18 protein-coding genes are annotated in these 18996 nt (G+C 68.6%); 8 read left to right on the top strand and 10 right to left on the bottom strand.

Annotated features, from left to right (window positions below; all coding sequences use genetic code 11):
* Window positions 1–23: 23 nt before the first annotated feature.
* The 8 genes from ACSP50_RS16985 to ACSP50_RS16950 all read right to left on the bottom strand — a co-directional run bounded on the left by ACSP50_RS16985 (window position 24) and on the right by ACSP50_RS16950 (window position 7828).
* Window positions 24–2270 (bottom strand): helicase HerA domain-containing protein, encoded by a 2247-nt coding sequence (locus tag ACSP50_RS16985; RefSeq protein ID WP_014690466.1) that lies wholly within the window; start codon window positions 2268–2270, stop codon window positions 24–26.
* The gene (locus ACSP50_RS16980) at window positions 2267–4003 is read right to left on the bottom strand and encodes a VirB4 family type IV secretion system protein (protein WP_014690465.1); all 1737 of its coding nucleotides are present in this window, start codon (window positions 4001–4003) and stop codon (window positions 2267–2269) included. Before ACSP50_RS16980 ends, ACSP50_RS16985 begins: the two co-directional genes overlap by 4 nt.
* Complete coding sequence (locus tag ACSP50_RS16975) at window positions 4000–4851, bottom strand: PrgI family protein (protein ID WP_014690464.1); 852 nt, start codon at window positions 4849–4851, stop codon at window positions 4000–4002. The genes ACSP50_RS16980 and ACSP50_RS16975 overlap by 4 nt, the downstream gene beginning before the upstream one ends.
* Window positions 4848–5810, bottom strand: coding sequence for a conjugal transfer protein TrbL family protein (locus tag ACSP50_RS16970; protein ID WP_014690463.1), 963 nt, complete (start codon window positions 5808–5810; stop codon window positions 4848–4850). The genes ACSP50_RS16975 and ACSP50_RS16970 overlap by 4 nt, the downstream gene beginning before the upstream one ends.
* The gene (locus ACSP50_RS16965) at window positions 5810–6058 is read right to left on the bottom strand and encodes a pilin (protein WP_014690462.1); all 249 of its coding nucleotides are present in this window, start codon (window positions 6056–6058) and stop codon (window positions 5810–5812) included. The genes ACSP50_RS16970 and ACSP50_RS16965 overlap by 1 nt, the downstream gene beginning before the upstream one ends.
* A 189-nt stretch (window positions 6059–6247) precedes the next feature.
* Window positions 6248–7024 (bottom strand): hypothetical protein, encoded by a 777-nt coding sequence (locus tag ACSP50_RS16960; RefSeq protein ID WP_014690461.1) that lies wholly within the window; start codon window positions 7022–7024, stop codon window positions 6248–6250.
* A gap of 96 nt (window positions 7025–7120) precedes the next feature.
* Window positions 7121–7549, bottom strand: coding sequence for an AlpA family transcriptional regulator (locus ACSP50_RS45045; protein ID WP_014690460.1), 429 nt, complete (start codon window positions 7547–7549; stop codon window positions 7121–7123).
* A gap of 3 nt (window positions 7550–7552) precedes the next feature.
* Window positions 7553–7828 (bottom strand): hypothetical protein, encoded by a 276-nt coding sequence (locus tag ACSP50_RS16950; protein WP_014690459.1) that lies wholly within the window; start codon window positions 7826–7828, stop codon window positions 7553–7555.
* A gap of 530 nt (window positions 7829–8358) precedes the next feature.
* On the opposite strand from ACSP50_RS16950, the gene ACSP50_RS43980 reads away from it, so the two are divergent.
* From ACSP50_RS43980 to ACSP50_RS16930, 4 genes are all read left to right on the top strand, one after another.
* Window positions 8359–8670, top strand: a complete 312-nt coding sequence (locus tag ACSP50_RS43980) for a helix-turn-helix transcriptional regulator (RefSeq protein WP_231956952.1) — start codon at window positions 8359–8361, stop codon at window positions 8668–8670.
* A complete protein-coding gene (locus ACSP50_RS43975; RefSeq protein ID WP_014690457.1) occupies window positions 8667–9062 on the top strand; it encodes a Scr1 family TA system antitoxin-like transcriptional regulator in 396 nt (131 codons plus the stop codon). Before ACSP50_RS43980 ends, ACSP50_RS43975 begins: the two co-directional genes overlap by 4 nt.
* Before the next feature lie 42 nt (window positions 9063–9104).
* A complete protein-coding gene (locus ACSP50_RS16935) occupies window positions 9105–9305 on the top strand; it encodes a DUF397 domain-containing protein (RefSeq protein WP_014690456.1) in 201 nt (66 codons plus the stop codon).
* Between the two features lie 179 nt (window positions 9306–9484).
* On the top strand, window positions 9485–10828 hold the full coding sequence (locus ACSP50_RS16930) for a hypothetical protein (protein WP_014690455.1): 1344 nt from the start codon (window positions 9485–9487) through the stop codon (window positions 10826–10828).
* Here ACSP50_RS16930 and ACSP50_RS16925 read toward each other — a convergent pair.
* Complete coding sequence (locus tag ACSP50_RS16925) at window positions 10805–11506, bottom strand: HAD family hydrolase (RefSeq protein ID WP_231956951.1); 702 nt, start codon at window positions 11504–11506, stop codon at window positions 10805–10807. The genes ACSP50_RS16930 and ACSP50_RS16925 overlap by 24 nt on opposite strands.
* A gap of 305 nt (window positions 11507–11811) precedes the next feature.
* On the opposite strand from ACSP50_RS16925, the gene ACSP50_RS16920 reads away from it, so the two are divergent.
* A complete protein-coding gene (locus tag ACSP50_RS16920; protein WP_369793955.1) occupies window positions 11812–13188 on the top strand; it encodes a helix-turn-helix domain-containing protein in 1377 nt (458 codons plus the stop codon).
* Window positions 13189–13494: 306 nt separating this feature from the next.
* Here the strand turns inward: ACSP50_RS16920 and ACSP50_RS16915 are convergent, their stop codons facing one another.
* The gene (locus ACSP50_RS16915; protein ID WP_014690453.1) at window positions 13495–14127 is read right to left on the bottom strand and encodes an NADPH-dependent F420 reductase; all 633 of its coding nucleotides are present in this window, start codon (window positions 14125–14127) and stop codon (window positions 13495–13497) included.
* 108 nt (window positions 14128–14235) lie between these two features.
* On the opposite strand from ACSP50_RS16915, the gene ACSP50_RS16910 reads away from it, so the two are divergent.
* The 3 genes from ACSP50_RS16910 to ACSP50_RS16900 all read left to right on the top strand — a co-directional run bounded on the left by ACSP50_RS16910 (window position 14236) and on the right by ACSP50_RS16900 (window position 18949).
* Window positions 14236–14724, top strand: a complete 489-nt coding sequence (locus ACSP50_RS16910; protein ID WP_014690452.1) for a MarR family winged helix-turn-helix transcriptional regulator — start codon at window positions 14236–14238, stop codon at window positions 14722–14724.
* Window positions 14725–14994: 270 nt separating this feature from the next.
* Window positions 14995–15993 (top strand): alpha/beta fold hydrolase, encoded by a 999-nt coding sequence (locus ACSP50_RS16905; protein ID WP_014690451.1) that lies wholly within the window; start codon window positions 14995–14997, stop codon window positions 15991–15993.
* Complete coding sequence (locus ACSP50_RS16900) at window positions 15980–18949, top strand: tetratricopeptide repeat protein (RefSeq protein ID WP_155123524.1); 2970 nt, start codon at window positions 15980–15982, stop codon at window positions 18947–18949. Before ACSP50_RS16905 ends, ACSP50_RS16900 begins: the two co-directional genes overlap by 14 nt.
* The last annotated feature ends 47 nt before the right edge of the window (window positions 18950–18996 follow it).

The following is an 18996-nucleotide window of genomic DNA, read 5'->3' as shown; positions in this document are numbered from 1 at the left end:
CCGGGCCGGCCCGCGGTCCGGGTTCAGGCCAGCGCCTCCCGCAGCTTCTGGGCGGTGCCCAGCGGCGGTCGCGGGGCGGGGCTGCGCAGGGTGAAGGCCGGGGTTTCCCGGCCGTCGACGACGAGCCGGCAGGCGGCGGTGTAGGCGTCGAGGTGGGCCAGGTCGTGCTCGTCGAGTTCGGGCAGGGTGTGTTTGGCCAGTTGGGCGGCGTCTTCGGGGGCGCAGGAGAAGAACACTTTGTTGCGGGCGTTGGCGGAGATCGCCAGCTGGGTTTCGCGGGGCATCTGCGCCAGGTTCTGGTGGGCGAGGGTCAGGCCGAGTCCGTAGCCCCGGGCTTCGGCGAGCATGTCGCCGATCGAGCCGGGCAGGTTGAGAAAATTGTGGGCTTCGTCGATGTAGACGGCGGCGTCGCGGCGCTTTTCTTGGGGGATTTTGGCGCGGGCGGTTGCCGCCTGCCAGGCGCTGGCCAGAACGAAGGAGCCCATGACACGCGCGGTTTCCTCACCGATCTGACCTTTCGGGAGGCGGGCGAGCAGGATGCCGCCGTCGAGGATGCGGCGCATGTCGAAGCTGGAGCGCGGCGATCCGAAGGTGGTGCGCACGAAGTCGCGCAGCAGCAGGGACCGCAGCCGGGCCAGGACGGGGGCGATGACGGTGGAGCGCAGCTGGGCGGGGCTGGTCTCGTACCAGCTCCAGTAGCCGCCGAGCCCGGCCGGATCGTTGAGATCCTGGGTGAATTTGCGGCGGAATTCGCGTTCGTTGAGTAGTTCGGGGACCTGGGTGAGGGTGGCGCCGGGTTTGCGGAGCAGGGTCAGGCAGGCCACGCGCAGGGTGTCGTCGATGCGCGGCCCCCAGTGTTTGGCGAAGATCCGACCGAAGATGCTGACCACGTTGTCGACGACCAGGTCGTGGTCATCGCCTTCGAGCGGGTTCAGCGTCGGTCCGCCGGGCTGGTCGGGGTCGAGGAGCACCAGGCGGCGCGCGCAGGTCAGCGGGATCCGGTCGAGCAGATCGGTGACCAGGTCGCCCTTGGGGTCGATGACGACGGTGCCGCGGCCGGCGTGAATGTCGTCGAGGATCAGGTTGAGCAGCAGGGTGCTCTTGCCGGAGCCGGTCGACCCGAGCACGTGCAGATGATGCCTGGCGTCAGCGGCGCGTAGCGCGACGGCGTGCCCGCCGACTTCGGCGCGGCCGAGGCTTTTGGTGGCGCGCCCGCCGGTGGCGATGCCGACCGGTGCCGGCATCGCTTTGGCTCGGGCGCGATCGAGTCCGGGTACGGCGATGTCGCGGGGCAGTCCGGCCAGCATGGCCAGCTCGACGGGGGTGAGCACGAACCCGTGCCGGAGCCGGCGCCCGGTGACCAGGGTGACGGCTTGGCGTAGCCGGCGGGCACGCATCCGGTTGCGGCCGGTGAACGGTCCGAACGCGGTCGCGACGGCTCGGGCGAGGACCCGCATGCGGGCCGGGTCGTCACGGGTCGAGGTGACCGCGTAGCGTACCGCCACTTCCCAGTGCGGGCCGGCCAGTTGGTCAAGGGCGGCGCGGGCGTCACGCTCCCGTTGGGGATCAGCGGACACGGCAGGCCGCCCGACCGGACGGGGCTGCCCACCGGCGACGAGATCGAGGGCCGCGAGCGCCCAGCCGGCCGGGTCCAGCAGGCTGCGCGCGGCCGGGGCGCCCCGCAGTGCCCGTACGCCGGCAATCAGCCTGCGCCGGGACCGCCCGGCGGCGGGCCGAGCCAGGACCTGCACGCAGGCTTGCTCGCCGGTGCGCAGCCCGGCGGCCGCGCTGATCAGGGTGCGCAGTGGGTCGTCGCGGTGGTCGGTGCGCAGCGGATACCAGCCGGGCAGCACCGGTGCCAGCGAAGCTCCGGCGGCCGCCGCCGGCTGCGGCGGCAGGGGCGGTTCGGCGTCGCCGACCCGGCAGGCGGCACCCGGCCAGGCGCCGCGGACGGCGGCCAGTACCGGTTCGACGGCGACCGCGCGCGGCAGCCATACGGCGATGCGTAGCCGGCGGCCGTCCCACCGGTATTCGTAGGCCGTCCACAGCCGGCCAAGACGCAGCCGTTGCCGCCAGCCGGTCTGCAGGACAGCGGCGAGGGTGGCCCAGAAGACCACCGCACCGGCCGCATCGACCTGGGGTGGTGGGCTGATCAGCACCTGCCGGCCGCCGGTCGCGGTGCGGCGGCCGCGGTGTTCACCCCACACCAGCAGGACAGCACCCGACACGACGGTGAGCAGGGCGGACAGCCCAACAACAATGGCGATCACGGTTGGCCTTCTTCGAGGTCGAGGTCGCCGGTGCACAGCCGGTGTTCGGCGGGTGAGGCGACGACGTGGAAGCCGACACGGTGGGTGCCGGACAGCAGCAGCGCTTCACCGCGGCGGGCGGTCAGCAGGGTGCGGGCCTCGCCGGCACTGAGTGCGAACGCGTCGGTGACCAGGTCGATGGCTTGTGGGGCCTGGCGCAGCAGTACCTGGGTGGCGGCGTTGGCGATGACGATCTGCCCGAGGTCGCTGCCCAGCACGTCGAGGACGTCCTGGGAGCAGACGAGCAGTCCGGCGCGACGTTTGCGGGCCTGTTTGGCCAGCCGGGCCAGGAAGCGGGCGCCTTCGCCCTCGCGCATCAGCGTCCACGCCTCGTCGACCACGACAAGGCGTCGCGGCGCCCGGGTCGGGTCGGTAACCGGGTTGTCGACGTCGCGCCAGATCGCGTCCAGCGCGAGGAGCATCCCGGCGGGGCGCAGTTCGTCGGCCAGGGCCCGGGTCGACCAGCACACCAGCTGGCCGGTGGGCACGGTGGTGGTCGGTCCGTCGAACAGGTCCCGGAAGGAGCCGTGAGTCCACGGCATGAGCCGGGCCGCCAGGTTCTCCCCGGCCGTGGTGTTCTGGTTGAGCAGCGCCCCGGCCACGTCGCGCAGCAGCGGCGCCGGCCGCCGCCAGGTGGTCGGGTCGCTGGTGATGCCGGCTTTGTCGTAGGCGTCGACGACGGCCCGGTCCAGGGCGGCCCGCTCGGCCGGCGGTGGTTGTTCGCCGAGCAGTACGGCGATCAGGGTGTGCAGGAACAGGGCGCGCCGGGTGCGGGCCTGGTCGCGTCGATCATCGGCGGGGATGTCGAGCGGGTTGAGGCGCACGCCGCCGGTGCCGAGGACGATCGGGGCGCCGCCGACGGCTTCGGTCAGGCGCAGGTATTCGTTCTCCGGGTCGATGACGGCGACGTGCACGCCGTCGGCCAGCGACCGCAGCACCTCGAGTTTGACGAAGTACGACTTGCCGCTGCCGCTGCGGGCCAGCACCACCCCGTTGGCGTTCTGTTCTGACCAGCGGTCCCACCAGACGACGCCGTGCGAGGCCCGGTTAAGCCCGTACAGGATGCCGCCGGCGGGTCCCGGCCGGCCCGGCAGTGGGGCCGGCAGGTCCGCGCCCGCGAGGGGGAAAGCGGCGGCCAGCGCCCCGGTGTCCATAATCCGCCGGGCGTGCAGGGTGTCGGTGGCCAGCGGCAGTCCGCTCTGCCAGCCTTCCAGCTGCCGCCACGTCGCCGGTTGGGTGTCCAGCAGCACGGAGGCGGCGGTGGCCCGCACGTGCGCGACCGCTTCCCGTAGTTCCTGCGGGCTGGGTGCGGTCACGCACAGGTACAGGCCGACCCGGAACAGTTTGGACTCGCCACGGGCGACCCGCTCGGCCAGGTCGGCGGCGTCGTCGGCGGCCGCGTCGGTCAGCGGGTCACTGACCCGGCCGCGGCCGGCGTCGTGCAGCCGGCTCGATTCCAGCCGGGCCCGCTGCCGGCGCAGCCGGGATGCGGCCGCCGGCGCCGACAGTGGATCGACGTACAGAACCACGTCGAGGCGGCCGGGCCAGGACAGCAGCGGGTCGAGCCAGGCCGGGCCGACCTCGGCCGGGTAGCCGGTGACGATCAGCGTCGCCGTGTATCCGTCGGCGACCTGCACGTGGTCGGGATGGGCGTGCGTGACGGCCGGCCCGGGCACCTGCATGTCGCGGTTCATGCCGCACCGCCGCGGGTGATCGGCTGCTGCGGCAGGGCCCGCGACCAGCCGGTGTCGGCCGGCGTGTACGGGTCCGCCGCGCAGGTCAGCACCGCCAGCGCGGCGCCACCGTCGAGGACCGCGGTGCTCGCCCCGAGGGTGGCCAGCACACTGGCGGTGTGTTCGGCGTGCCGCAGCGCCTGCCCCGGTTGGGCGGCCGGGTGCGCGACCGTGACCGTGCGCCACAGCGGGTCCCGCTGCTCGGCCAGCCGGCCCAGGAATTGCGCGTAGTCACGGGCGACCGCGGCCAGCCCCGGCTGGGTGATGGTCGCCGCGGTGTCCAGGACGCGCTGCGCCTGCCGGGACAGGTCGACCCGGCGGGTCGACACGACGATCTGCACCGGCGTGGACAGGCTGTTGAGCCACCGTCCGTAGCCGTCGATCAGCGCGGTCTGCTCGTCGGCGGTGCGCAGGGCGATGTTGACGGTGGTGCAGCCGACCAGCGTCACCGACTGCGACCCGGTGTCGATCACCCCGTCGTCACCGACACTCGCCGCGACGGGTGTGGCGACCTGCCGGCGCGGCCGGCGACGGAACCGCAGCGCGGCCCACAGCCAACCGTCGAGCGGCAGACCGTCACGCCGGCCCAGTGCCAGCGCGAGCACCGCCCCGGCCGGCGGAACCAGCACACCCACCACCACCGGCGCCGGCAGCAGCCGGGCCAGGACCGTGAACAGGCCGTAGCCGAGCACGGCCGCCACCGCCAGGATCGCCAGCTGCCGGGCAGTGAGCCCGTACGCAATCTTGTCGGGGGTGTCGATGTCGGCCGGAATCCGCGCCCGCAGCGGCGCGCCGACGTCCTCGCTCATCGCCGCCCCCGGCCGTGGCCGCCGCCGAACGGCGGCATCGTCCGGGTCTTCCCCATCCGCACCCGGGCCAGGCCGGTGATCTGCTGCAGCACCGCGAACCGCAGCACGCCGGGAATCCGGCTCGGCGCGGACCGCAGCACGAATTTGCCGATCAGCCCGGGAATCCGCAGCGTGCCCCACAGCAGACACACCACGACCAGCAGGTTCATCGCCGCGCCCGGCTTACCGGTCAGGCCCAGTGCCGGGATGACCGTCTGCGGCGCCAGCATCACCTGCAGGGTGGTGTGCAGGGCGACCGCCTGCAGGACCACGGTCGCCGGAGCGGCGAGCATCGCCCGCCACCACAGCTTCGCGACCGGTTCGGTCTGCACCGTCGCGTGCATCGCCAGGGCGATCGGCGCGGTGCCGGCCAGCAGGATCAGCAGCCCTGCCCGGCTGACCCACTGCACCACCAGCATCAGCGCCAGCACCGCCACGCCCGCGCCGATGATCAGGATCAGGAAGTCCTCCGGGCTGCTGCCGGTCATGCCGTTGGTCGCCTCGAAAACCGCGGCCTGCAGCTGCGGAACCGGGGACGCGCCCCGCCCGCCGGCCAGCGCCGTGGTCAGCGCGTTCGCCGTGTCCACCACCGCCGTACAGATCGGCCGCGCGCTGTTGGCCGCGACCAGCCCGACGACCAGCCGCGGAATCATCTCCCCGAGGCCGGACTGCTGCTGCAGCCACTCCCGGTTCATCACCAGCACGCCGACCCAGACGAAGGCCAGCACGTAGCAGGTGTCGACGACGCCGAGCGACGTGGTCATCAGCGTGTCCACCTGCGGAAGGGCGGTGACGTCCGGCACCACCAGCACGGTCGTCGACAGCAGCCGCCATGTCAGGGCCAGGCCGGCCAGCACCAGGGCCGACAGCGCGCCCAGCAGCGGCCCGAGAACACCGGAGAGCGCCCACCCGACCGACATCAGGACGCCCCGATCAGGCCCTTGAGCACGGTCAGGAACACCGGCGCCAGTACCGCGACCGCGTATCCGATCAGTGCACACCGGAACGCCGTCTTGGCCCGCTCCACCTCGCCGGTGTCCCCGTTGGCCAGCATGTACCGGATCCCGGCGAGAGTCAGAAACAGAGTGGCGACCGCCGCCGCGATCCCGATCACCCAGATCCGGATGTTGGCGATGATCTGCGGCAGCTCGTACACCGCGAGAACCATGAGGCACCGTCCTTAGCGAGGAAGCGGCACCGATCGATGCCGCACCTCACCAAGGGCCGCTGTCCGGCAGCGTCGAGCACCGGACAACAACCCGTCAGCGCCCCACAACCGCCGACGACCTTCAAACCCCTATTGCTGTGTACGGTGGCTGTCGGCCGACAGCCGCGCCTCGTCGGCCGACAGCCGCCCTCAGGCCGCGGCCTTGGTCGTCAGGGTCGGCCGCCCGTCGCCTGATCGCCGGGGGCGCAGCGCGATATGGGCCAGCTCTCCGTCCCGGATCGCCTCCCGCAGCCGCTGCTCCGCCTGCGCCCGCCACGCCGACGCCAGCCGCGCGGGAAGCCCCAGCCGCTCCCCCGCGACACTGAGCGTCTCCCCCTCCAGCCGGGTCGCCGCGATCAGATGCGCCTCGTCCGCGTCGACCACCCCCGCGGCCACGGCCCGCGCCAGGACGAAGTCCGGGTGATCCGCCGGCCGCGCCGGAACCGCCGGGCCCGGCACACCAGCCATCCCGAACGACCGTTCCCCCGGCACATGACGCGCCCGCCGCGCCGCCCGGACCCCGGCGTCGATCAGACGACCACAGATCCGCGGCGCTTCCACGTCCACCCGGCGGAGCGCCGCCACGAAGCCGGCCAGCAGCTCCGCGTCCAGGTCCTCACTGTCGCCGGATCGGCCGGCGCACAGTGCGCCCGCCGCGCGGCGCAGCCCCGGCATGGCCACACCCACCGCGCCGACCACCCAGCCCGGCCCGTCCGCCCTGGCCCGCAGGACCAGCTCCCGCCACACGGCATCGCGCTGCAGCGGCCCGGTCCGGGAACTCAGCAGCAGGCCTCGCAGCCGATCCAGCGGCACCACCCCGGCCACCGTGCCGCTATCCAGCACCAGCGGGGTCGGCGGCGCCACCAGCAGTACAAACGCCCGCTGCGCCACCGCCAGCGGCGACCCGCTCCAGCTTCGACCACCCATGACAACCTCGCAAACAAGATCCGGCCCCGGCCACCTGCCAAGGCTCGGATCTCATCCGCGCACACCGATCCGACACCGCCGACTGTTGCCGGACACTCAACGGTGGTGTTGGTTCAGAAGCCGATGTGTCGGGGTGATGCCGTTCGCGTCGAGAAACACCCGCATCCACTGCGCCAACACGGCGATCAGGTCATCGTCGAGGAACACCTCAGCGCGTTCGGCCAACTGGTCCGCTGTCCGCTCCGCCAACAGCCGGGCGAAATCTTCGACAGTCTCCTCTTTCATGGGCGGCTCCGGCAGTTTGCCGGCATGCCATTCCCGGATCCACTCCTCCACCTGGTGCGCCCACCAGACCCGTCCCATCTTGAGTTCCTGAAAAGGGGCCGGGAAGTCATCGCGGTCGGCCAACTGTTGGATCCGCTGTCGGGAGAGACCGAGCCGGATCGCGATCTCCCGGGCGCCGACCAGGCGCAACGAATCGCTGAGTTCGCGAGCCGAAGCTTGATGCACCACTGCGCGCTGCATGGCCTATCCCTCGTGCCTGATCAGCTCGTAGTGGCCATGCGCGTTGTGGCGCACCGCGACCTCCTGCCGGCCCGGTCCCGACGCACCGAGCACCGCGGCGACGAACCGGCGCAGCGCCACCGGAATCTCCTCTGGATGTGGGCGCAGGAAGATGATGCCGCGACGCTCGTCCAGACTCAGCCCGCAGATGTCCAGCGGGATCCCGTCGAGCTTGATCTGCACCTCGGTGTCCAAGCCAATCGCGGTCAACGCCGCGATCAGCCCGCTCTGCGTAATCATGAGTGTCCTTTCGTGGGGACGGACAGATTGACCGGCAAGGTGAACCCCGTCGGTGGACACGGCCGGGCAGCGCTTGACCGGCTCGGCTCTGCGCTCCGGGAGGGGAGGAGGCGCGGCCCGCCGACCCGTACGGCGCCGACCAGTTCGGGGCGAGTCGCACCGGGCCGGCGGACCGGTAGTCGCAGGGTGCGCGAGAAGATCACCACCGCGTTCTCGCGCAGCCGACACGGGCCGAGGCAGCCGCAAGCCACGCAGCGGCCCGTCGCACTCGAGGTCACATGCTCGTCCAGAATCGCCTGCGCCTGACGCAGCTGCCTCCGCGCCGCAACCGCGTAGTACGTGGTCTTCCCGGTCATTGCTCGCCTCCCGTCCGCGCCAGAAGCGCGCCAAACTCGCCCGGCTCGCGGACATCCGCCGCCACCCGGTGGATCTGGAAACCACCATGGACGGCTGCCCGACGTCGGTGAAGGCACTCAGCCCGGGAGGGATGGGGAGGCACCAGGAGGGGATGGATCCCGGCGTCCTCCCGGATGCGACGTCTATCGACCGGCAGATTCAACGCGGTTCGCTGCGCAGAGCTTGTCCGCAAATCTTTACTGTTGAATGTGCTGCGCTGGGCGGAGGCGTATTTGACCCGTACTCATGTCCGGCGGCTACGCCCGGCAGCAGAGTTGACGCGACTACGCCGCCTTCGCGAACTCTCGTTTGATCAACTTGCCCGCGCCGCGGGGCTGCCGCGGACCACCGTCTCCCGGCTCGAAAAAGCGCGGAAGAGGCCGGACGCCGACGACGTCATGCGCCTCCTCCAAGCATCGACGGCGATCAGTGGCTCCAGCTCATGACGATCGCCCGGGAAGCCGGCGAGCGCGGCTGGTCGGAGTCCTGGGCCAACAAGATGGGAAGCCGGCAGGCTCTCTACGCCAATCTGGAAGCCGGCGCCGCCACGATCCGCGAGTACCAGATGACTTTCCTGCCAAGCCTGCTGCAAACCCCGGCGTTCAGCGAGCAGCGCGCCCAGCTCGACACCGCCGACTGGTCGTCACGGTTCAGCCCGGCCCGCGCGGTCGAAGCACGCGAGCGACGCCAGCGCATGCTGCGCCGTCTCGATGGACCGCGGTACGAGGTCGTCATCGACCAGCTGGCCATCCGGCGGCCGGCCGCCACCACCGACGTTCTTCAGGCCAAGTCGTGCACATCGCGGACCTGGCGACCCGGGACGAGAAGATCACCGTGAAGGTGCTGCCGATCGACCGCGCAAACCGACAGGAGTAGCAGCGTGACTGACCCAAGCTTCACCCAGTGGCGGACATCATCGCGCAGCAGCGGCGGTGCGAACTGCGTGGAAGTCTCCCCCGCCGACAACGCCCCACTCATCGCGGTCCGGGACACCAAGAACCGCAGCGGCGGCATGCTGGTCTTCACTGGGAGGACATGGGCGGACTTCATCGCCGTTGTGCGAGCGGGCGAGTTCGACTGACCGTGTGAACCAGCCAGGTTCGACCGGGCACGTCGAGCAACATGTGGTCGTCCGGAAGACGTCAATCACGCCTGGACGGTTGATGTCGACCTCTCACGGTGCCATCCTGTCGTCACGGAGGCGCTGAACAGTTCAGCTGACGCGCCGTCCACGACATCTTTGACCTCGCGGAGGCCGTCGTGCCGAGTGCCGACCCCGAGCCCAACCTGCTCCTCATCCAGGCTCGCGAACGGCGAGAGTCGCCCACCCAGCCCGGCGAGCCCATGTCCCGGGCCGAGCTGGCCACCGAAGTCAGCAGAATCTTGTTCCCCGACCCGCGCCAGCGGATCGCCAGCCCCTTCAACGCCAACTACGTCGGCAAACTTGAAAGCGGTACCATCGGCCGGCCGAACCGCCCCGACTACCGGGCGGCACTTCGCAGAGTGCTTCGAGCCTCATCGGACGAAGAACTCGGCTTCGCCAACCGCAAAACGTGGATACCTGCCCGGCAAGCCAGCGTCGAGGACCCGGTTCCCGCCTCTGCAATCGCAGCGGAAAGCAGCATGTTCGGAGCCTTCGAATCGATCGAAAATCCGTCAGGGATCATCATTGGTAAATCGGGAGACTGGAACAGCTTCTCCTTGGTCACCAGCATGCTGGCACAACAACGGCAAAGCGTCGAGCCGATTGCCCTATTGAGACTGGTAGAGGCTCATCGCGAGTGCCTTTCAACACTTTTCCGCAATGCCGGGACAGACCCTGTACGGAAGACTATCGGCCACATGCTCGGCGAAGCATCGATAGTTGCTAGCCGCCTCTGGAGCGCTCACGGAAACCGCAACATGGCATTGGCTCATTGCGCTTACGCCAAACAACTCGCGGAGCGGATAGACGATGTCGCGCTCGGGGCCACGGCACGGATATTTGGCAGCAATCTTCATTCTGAGGCCTCCACCCTAATTGGCCCCGACGGCGATGTCATGGTGGGCCTGCGGCTACTTGAGGAGGCCGCCACCGTTTCCGAACGGTTGACGCCGGCCGCACGCGCTCGGATCGCTGCGGAGCAGGCCCAGACGTATGCATCACTCAGGCTGCACCGACCAGCCGAGGAAGCCCTCGATCGCGCCCACGAAGCCGCCGGAGACATCACCAGTGAAGACCGCGTCGGGTTGTACAGTGACTGGAACCGCAGTCGAGTAGAGGTCTACGACGGCACCTGCCGCCTACTGCTCGGTGACCCGGAGAAAGCGGTTGCCATTCTCGAGCCCGCCATCCATGAACTGGCGACAGATTCGCAGAATACCAACGTAGTCATGGCAGCACAGGTCGACCTAGCCAGTTCCTATGCCGAACTCGGCGAGCCCGAAATGAGCTGCAAACTTCTCGGCGAAACCTATGGACGGCTCCGCGAAGTCGGTAACCTTCGCGGCATAATGCGTGCACGACGGTCGCGAGACCGACTGGCCCACTGGGAAGGCAAGCAAGTTGTCCAAGAACTCGACGTCCGCATGAAGTCATGCCTAGCTGGCCGAGCCGCCGGATAGGACAGATTCCACGGTGGCGACAATAGTGGAAGGTTCAAGATCCTCCACTATTGCATCCGGCCCATACTCTGCAAGTTCCTCACGAGTCGAACGATGCGCAACGACAATCACTTTGAAACCGGCGTGCCGCGCACAGGCGATATCGTTGGGAGCATCGCCGATGATAACCGTCCGAGCCGGCACGAGTTGCCTTCCGAAGGCGTTTGCGAATCGCCGAGCCACCACGGCAGGCAAATTGAAGCGATCTCTACTATCCGAGCCGAAGGCGCCGATATCGAGGTCCAAGTAGGCATCTAGGCCCAATTCACCGAGCTTCACCTCGGTAGCCGGCCGAATGTTGCCGGTCAACACCGTCTGAGTAAATCCGGCTCTGTTCAATTCACCGATGCTGCCGACGGCACCCGGGTACGGTGGCTGATCCGATCGAAGCTCATCGCGACCTTCGTTCATCACCGACATCAGGCTGGTTGAAAAGTCCGCGATCCCTGCTTCAGCTAGCGCAGGAGTGACGCCCGACGCGATAGCAGTGTCGATGGCGATCGACTCGTCCGTATACCCGTGAACCTTCTTCGCCGGGAACCGGACCTCTGCCTCCGCGAGGCCGTAGGCTCGAGCGATCGCTCGCCGAAGCCAGCGGAGGTCCGCCGGAATGAGAGTTCCGTCGATGTCCCAAACCACTAGCCCAGGTTCTTTAGGAGCCACAGTGGCATTGTTTCACACTACGGGACGCACGATCCGTCCGCTCGGACACCACCACTGAGCGTCGAAGGCGGACAAGGGCGACAACCTCAGGCGACCCTAGAATCCTGGCACCAATCGGTTACACGCTGCACGATCAACCTCCGGCTTCGGCGTTCTTGAGCATGGCGCCAAGCTGTCGGTAGGCGTCGTTGTTCTGGACGATCAGCTCGGCATGTGCCATGCCGTGGGGATTCGGGTGATTAGCGTGCAAGCCGCTGACCGGCTCGGAGCTGGTGTAGCTCCTGCTGCAGGATTTCCCGGGTCCCCGACGGGCTGGTCGCCGCGACACTGATGCGCGCCAGCGACCCCCATCCCCATGGACCGCCAACCCTGCCGTCCAGCAGGCAGCGCAAGCCAGCGACTACGCCACGATCCTGCGACTGTCTCGTGTCGCGGCCGGTCCCACACTGGAACAGCTCAGCAAGGCATCCGGCTATTCGATATCAACTCTGTCCCGCCTGGAAAGCGGCCGTCGCCGGATCCGGGACGTCGCCGAGGTCTGGGCACTGGCTCACCTGTACGACGTACCGGTGCAGTTGTTCGGCCTGGCACCTGCCCCAACCGACGATGACGGGTCTACCCTGACCAAGACCGCCGACGGAGGGGGCGACACTGTGCACCGACGTAACTTTCTCGCCGGCGCAGCCGCCGTCGGCGCCGCCGCGCTGCCAGTGCTGCCACCTTCGGCGTCGGCAGCAGCCGGCGACACCATTCAGGACATGCTGTTCGGACGATTGGCCGCCGAACCGCTCCCCGCCCAGCAATTAGCTGCACAAATTGCGGCAGCCCGCGCTGACTTTCGTGCCGCCCGATACACCCGGCTCGCCCGCCGCTTGCCGAGGCTGCTCGCACAGGCAGCCGCCAGCCGTTCCGCAGCCGGCACCGGCGCAGAGGCCGCAGCCGCGCAACGGCTTGCCGAGGCCTACGGCATCGCCACCCAGCTATTGATCAAGCTGCATGACGACAGCATGGCCTGCGCCACCGCCGATCGGGCCGTCCAAGCCGCCGCCGGAAACTGCCCACTGATCATGGCTGATAGTCAGCGACTGGCCGCCACCGTCCTGCGCCGGGCCGGGCACCGCGACAGCGCCCAGCAACTGGTTCTCTCGGCCGCACGCCAACTGTACGACGTCGGGGAATCAGGGCCTGCCGCCCAAGCGATGTACGGACAGCTGCTCGCGGTCGCCGCCTACACCGCGGCCATGCGCGATGACCGTGACGCGGCTTGGGCGCTGCTAGAACAGGCCCAAGAGCCAGCAAACGCGGCCGGGGCCACAGCTCGCTTCAACGGCAACGAAATCGCGGTCTACCGGATCAGCATCGCTCGGACCCTCGGCGACTACGGTGCCGCCGTCGACTACGCCCGCAAAGTCAATCTCAAGGCCATTGTCGCCCCCGAGCGCCGGGCAAGGTACTGGGAAGACACCGCGCTCGCCTCGCAAGGCCGAAGGCGGCCCGGTGCCGCATTCGAAGCGCTGCTGGCCGCCGAACACGACGTACCCGAAGAGGTGCGATACCGGCCGTGGGCGCAAAACCTCACCCGGGAACTGCTGTCATCTCCGGCAGCCTACGGTCTGACCGGGGTGCGGGAATACGCCGCCAGAATCGGCGTCGTTTGACAATCAGATCCAAGTTCTTCCCGCGCCTGGTGGAGGCCAGAAAAACCGAGTCGATCTGTTCGCACATGACCTCGGGACTGAAGCCACCTCGGAATGCCGCTGGGCCTGCCCCGTCCTGACTGACCGCAAATATGCAGAGGATTGACCGGGTGGCGCACGAGGGCCTGCGGCGCCGGCCGCTGCGGCGACGCACGCTCATCCCTCACGTCGAGTAATCAGTCGGCGCGGGGCTGCCGCCCGGATCGCGATCACATCGGTGCGTCCGGGCGGCTCGTTGACTCGCGCTGGTCCCTGGCGGTGTGCTGGTCAGCCGCGGGCCAGGTGCAGGCCGATGTTCGCGCCCAGCCCCTGGCCGTAGGCGAGCTGGATGAGCAGTTCGACGGTCGGCTCCAGATAGCGGGCGTTGGTCAGCGGGCCGGCGTCGATCGCGTCGAAGCCGAGCTGATTGCCGAGGCCGATCACGGTGTTCTTGGCGTCCGCGTCGTCACCGGCGACGGGCAGCAGCTGCGCCGAGCCGCCCAGGGTCGGGGTGCCCAGGGTCGCGGCGAAGACGGTGTTGAAGGCCTTGACGACGCGGGACTGAGGCAGCCGGGCGGCGATCTGCTCACCGGCGGAGGTGGTGTGGCCGACGGTGAGGGACATGAAGTCGGCGGCGAGCGGGTTCGTCGCGTCGATCACGACCTTGCCGGCGAGCGCGGCGCGGACCTCGTCGGTGAACAGGTCGCCGACCGCGGAGTACGGCACGGCGATCACGGCCAGATCGGCCGCCGCGGCGGCGTCGGCGGCGGTGGCGGTGTCCGCGCCGGAGGCCGCCGCGGCGGCGGCCAGCCGCGACGATCCGGGATCGCTGGCGGCGAGCGTGACGTGGTGGCCCAGCGCGGTGAGGCGGGCGGCGAGGGCGGATCCGACGTTGCCGGCGCCGAGCACTGCGAACTTCATGGTGGTCTCCTTGCGTGGTGCGTGATCCCGGAAGCCGGGCCGTTCGAATTCGAACTACCGCGAACGCTACACGTCGTTCGAATTCGAATCAACTGCTATCGTGATCACATGACGCAGCGATGGCTCGACGAGATCGAGATGCAGGCCTGGGTGGCCTTCCTGGACACCAGCAACCTGCTGCAACGACGTATCGACCAGCAGCTGCGTGAGGACGGCGGGCTCACCCAGCCGCAGTACGAGCTGCTCACCCGTCTCGCCGAGGCACCGCAGCAACGCATGCGGATGGCGGAACTCGCCCTCGCCCTGGTCACCTCCCGCAGTGGGCTCACCTACCAGGTCAGCCAGCTACAGAAGGCCGGACTGGTCCGCCGCGAAGCCTGCGCCGGGGATGACCGCGGCGTCTACGCGGTCCTCACCGAGCAGGGCAGCCAGGCATTGCATCGGGCCGCCCCCGGCCACCTGCGCGTGGTCCGCGAGAATCTGATCGACCTGCTCGACCGCGACCAACTGGTCACCCTCGCCGACACCCTCAGCCGCGCACGCGCCCATCTCCGCATGACCGAGGACGACGAACCCCGCCGCAACGGCTCGAGCTGAACCAGGACTCGCTTCGCCAGACGCGCTCGCCTCGGCTCCGGACGCTGAGGAGCGGTCAACCAGTAGAAGATCTGGGTCTACGGCGGTCTGCGCATTCGCGACGGGCACGCGGTCACGGTGTGCGCCGACCAGCATGCCGCTCACCGCGTGCAGTCGCACAGCCGGTACGGCCAAGCCGACTTGGCGGCGCCTACGGTAACCCCCCGGCGCGGGAACCTGTCCCGCGCGGGTGGCGTGCAGCAAACGCTCGATGATCTGGTTGGAAGGCACATGGTTCACCGCGTCTCCGGCGAGACCTTCCAACGGGTCGTCGACTCTGCACTCGACGACGAACACGGGGTGTTCGTCCACGGCCTGTCCGACAAGGTCCCCACCTCCCTCGTGCTTTTTGCTCATGGCCTCAACGGACATCGCTACAAGACCTGGGAGAACTTCCCGGAATTTCTACTGCAGGCGCGCACCGATCTGGACGTCGGATTGTACGGGTACACCAGTGGGATCAAACGCTATGCACGACGCGACATGGTTGATCTGGGTGCACAGGCACAGCATTTCGCCAGTCAGCTGAGAATGCTCGAATATCACCGCATCGTCCTGGTCGGCCACAGCATGGGTGGCCTGTTGTGCATGGGCGCGGTGCGGGAGCTGCTCGAGGACCGCCTCACCGGTGACGACCCGCAGCCGGCCATCGACCGCATCAGCGGCCTCTTCCTGCTGGCCACGCCGCTGGCCGGATCGCTGCGGGTGCGATGGCCGTTGAGCTGGACCGTCGACGGAAAGGTGCTGCGCGCGCACTCCGACTATGTGGGCGGCCTGCACCGAACATTCGCCGACCGGGTCGAAATGAACGGCCGCCCGCCAAGCGACCACCACAAGATCTGGTTACCGACGTTCAGCGCTTCCGCCACCCTGGACCGATTGGTCGACAAAATGAGCTCCCGCCTCGGTGTGCCTGCATCACAGTGCACATACGTGCGAGGCAGCCACACGTCGATTGTCAAGCCGCGATCACCGGGGAGTGACATCTTCACGTGGTTCTGCAGCAAACTTGACCGCTGCCTTGTGGATCCGGAGGGTGGTCCCCCACCATTGGGACTTAGGGTACCCACACAACGTGAGGGTGGTCAGGTTCCCGGCGGCACCGCTCCCAAAATCCATATCAACATCACCCCGGATCAGATGCCCGAGGTCGTCCGCACCATCGCAGCCTTGCGCCTCGAAGAGGAGACGTCCATCGACATCAACATCCTGCCCCGTGAAGGTGATTGACATGATGGTGCCCCCACTGCCGCCCCCGCCATCCTCCTGGATCGATCCACGACGCCGGATGGTCGATTTCCGAAAACGACGAGAATTCCTGGACCTGGTGACCTGGTGCACCGAGGAGCCGGGCATCGAGCCGCGGGTGCGACTTCTCGCCGGCCCAGCGGGAACCGGCAAGACCCGCACAGCACTGGAGCTCCAGCAGGAGCTGCAGCCCCATGGCTGGATCGTGCATCTGCTGGAGGAACCGTACGAGGCGATCGAGGTCGTCGGCCAGTCCATCGGCCAGTGCACCAAGCCTTGCCTGATCATCGTCGACAATGCGGACCGCTCACCCAGCAGCATCCGCCGGGTGATGGAGGCGCTCTCCGAGCAGGGGGACACGCCTCTGCGGATACTGCTGATCGCACGCAGCGCAGCCGTCTGGTGGGAACACCTGACCGTGCGCGGACCCGGGGCGGAACTGCTGGATCCCCACCCGATCTGGTTCAGGCACCTGACCGCCGAGTATGCGACGGAAATGGCCCGGGCCGCTTTCAGCGCCGTCACTGCCGGATTGGGCCGGGAGGTCGCCGTCGAGCGGGCACCGACGCCCGTCGCGCTCGACCGGTCGACATCGATGCTTCACGCCCAGACCAGCGGAGTGGTAGCAGCCCTGGGGCCCACTCGCACGCCCGGCCCCGCAGAACTCCTGCGCCTAGCGGATCCGATCGATGCGCTCCTCACGCTGGAACGGCGGCATCTGACCAAGAGCGCTGCTGTACGTCATGTCACCTTGCCCGACGATCCTGCAGCCGTCGACCTGCTCCTTCTCGTCGCCTGGCTCACACCGCGCCGCGACACCGATCTGGCCGTCACGCTGCCGTACCGCATCGAGAACAGCCTTCTCCACGTAGACGGTCTCGCCCGGCTACTCGCCGAGCTGTACCCCGACGCGGGGCCGAGATCGCACGACTTCGAGCCCTCCCTGCTGCGGGAACGTCTTCTCGAAGACCTGCTGCTCACCTCCCCCCACCCGCACACCCTGCAGTGGATCATGCAAACTCTCGCGCGTGACCGCCGGCACGCCTCGGCACGGGCGGTCACCCTGCTGAGCAGTCTGCTGCTGCACCAGGAGACGGCGCCGCCAGCCCGGTTCATCGCCGACATGGGCGAACTGATCCGCGCCGATCCCGACCGGGTGGTAGCAGCCGCCGTGGAGGTCGCCGTCGCGAACCCCAAGACCTCGCGGATACGCGAGCACATCACGCTGCTGCTGCGTTCCTGCCCGGTGCACAGCTTGCTAGCGTTGGACAGCACCATCGACAGCTTGGCCCGCACCCACCCGCCGGCCGCGATGACCGTCGTACAGCAGCTCACGAACGCCTGGGAGACCACGGGCATCGGAAGCGAACCCTCCGATCGGCCGAGAGCCGTGCGGCTGTTGAACCGCATCGGCATCGGGCTCTCTGAGGCGGGACAGGTCGCGGACGCCCTGGCCTCAGCACGCATGGCCGCAACGCTGGTGACCGACATGCAGATGACCAACGAACAAGATCATCTCCTGGTCGCCGACACCTTCAAGTTGCTCAGCTATCGCCTGTCGGAGATGCTGCTCGGCAAGGAAGCCTTGGCCGCCAGCGAGCGCGCCTTGGCGACGTTCGACCCGCTACAGGACGAGGCGCTGGAATACGCCCATCTCGTGAAGCGGGTGGAGATCGAGCGCTCACACGGCATGCGTCTGCTCAACCTCGGCCGTCACGAAGACGCCCTGCAATGGTGCCAAGCCGCCGTGCGCCGGGCCGAGGGCATCACCGGTCGGCATCCGATCGATCGATCGCGGCACGAGCTGGCAGCAGCGATGACAGATCTGTCCGTGGCCCTGTCGGAGAACGGAGCGTACGCCGATGGCTATCTGATGGCGCTACAGGCGGTATCGATTCGCCGGACGCTGACCACCCGGAATCCCAACGCCTTCCTCCCCGACCATGCGATCGCGTTGAGCAACCTGGGGCTGAGACTGTCGGAGATGGGCAACCTGAGGCAGGCGCTGGCCACCACGGAGGAAGCCGTGTCGGCGTGGCGACGCCTGGCGACCCTGCAACCGGAAACGTTCGAGCCGGAACTAGCCGCCGCCCTCAACAGTTTGAGTCTGCGGCTGGCGGAAAACGGTGACGAGACCGGTGCCGAGGACGCCGCCCGTGAGGCCGAACGCATCTGGCGCCGGGTGGCGCACAACGCTCCGACCTACCGTCCCTACCTGGCGGTGTCGCTGTCCACGCTGGCCGCCCGCCAACGCGCTCAAGGGGATTCCGGTGGGGCGTACACCACGCTGGAAGAAGCGATCCAGATCTGGCGCTCCGCCGGTGACAAGCAAGCCCCACGTTTCACTCGCCGACTCGCAGCCGCGCTGCAGAACGCCAGCATCTACCTTTCCGAATCGGGCGATCCGGAGAAGGCGTTCGCATCCGCACGCGAATCGGTGCGCATCTGGGAGAGCGCGGCGAACCAGTCCCGCGTCCACCGAGCGGGCCTGGCGTCAGCCATGGTGACGTACAGCATGCGCGCCGCCGAACTCGGGCACCAGGAGGAAGCGGTCGACACGATCACCCGTGCAGTGCGCATCTGGTCGGTGCTCGCCGATCGCATCCCCGCGCATCGCGGTGACTACGCCACCGCGCTGCACAACTTGGCCATTCAGATGGCCCAGGTGGGACGTACCGACGACGCCATTTCCGCGGCCGAGGAGGCAGTCGAGATCTTCCAGCAATTGGCCGGGCAGTATGCAGAGGTGTACAACCTCAAACTGTCCTCGGCGCGGGTGCTCTGCGGTGCACTGCTGGCCACCGTGGACCCTGATCGCGCGGAACAGGAGATCTCCGAAGCCCATCACCTGGTGGAGGGCATCAGTGCCAGACGGGCCCGGCAGAATCCGCGCAAGCTGCAATCGATCAGGCAGGTGGTACAGCAGTTGGCCGGGTAGCCGCTACCACCGCATCCGCGCCGCTGAAGGAGACGGTCCTGAACGAC

The sequence above is a fragment of the Actinoplanes sp. SE50/110 genome, assembly GCF_900119315.1.
Classification (GTDB): Bacteria; Actinomycetota; Actinomycetes; order Mycobacteriales; family Micromonosporaceae; genus Actinoplanes.
The sequence above is the reverse complement of the archived record's forward strand: the minus strand, read 5'-3'. Positions and strand labels throughout refer to the sequence as shown.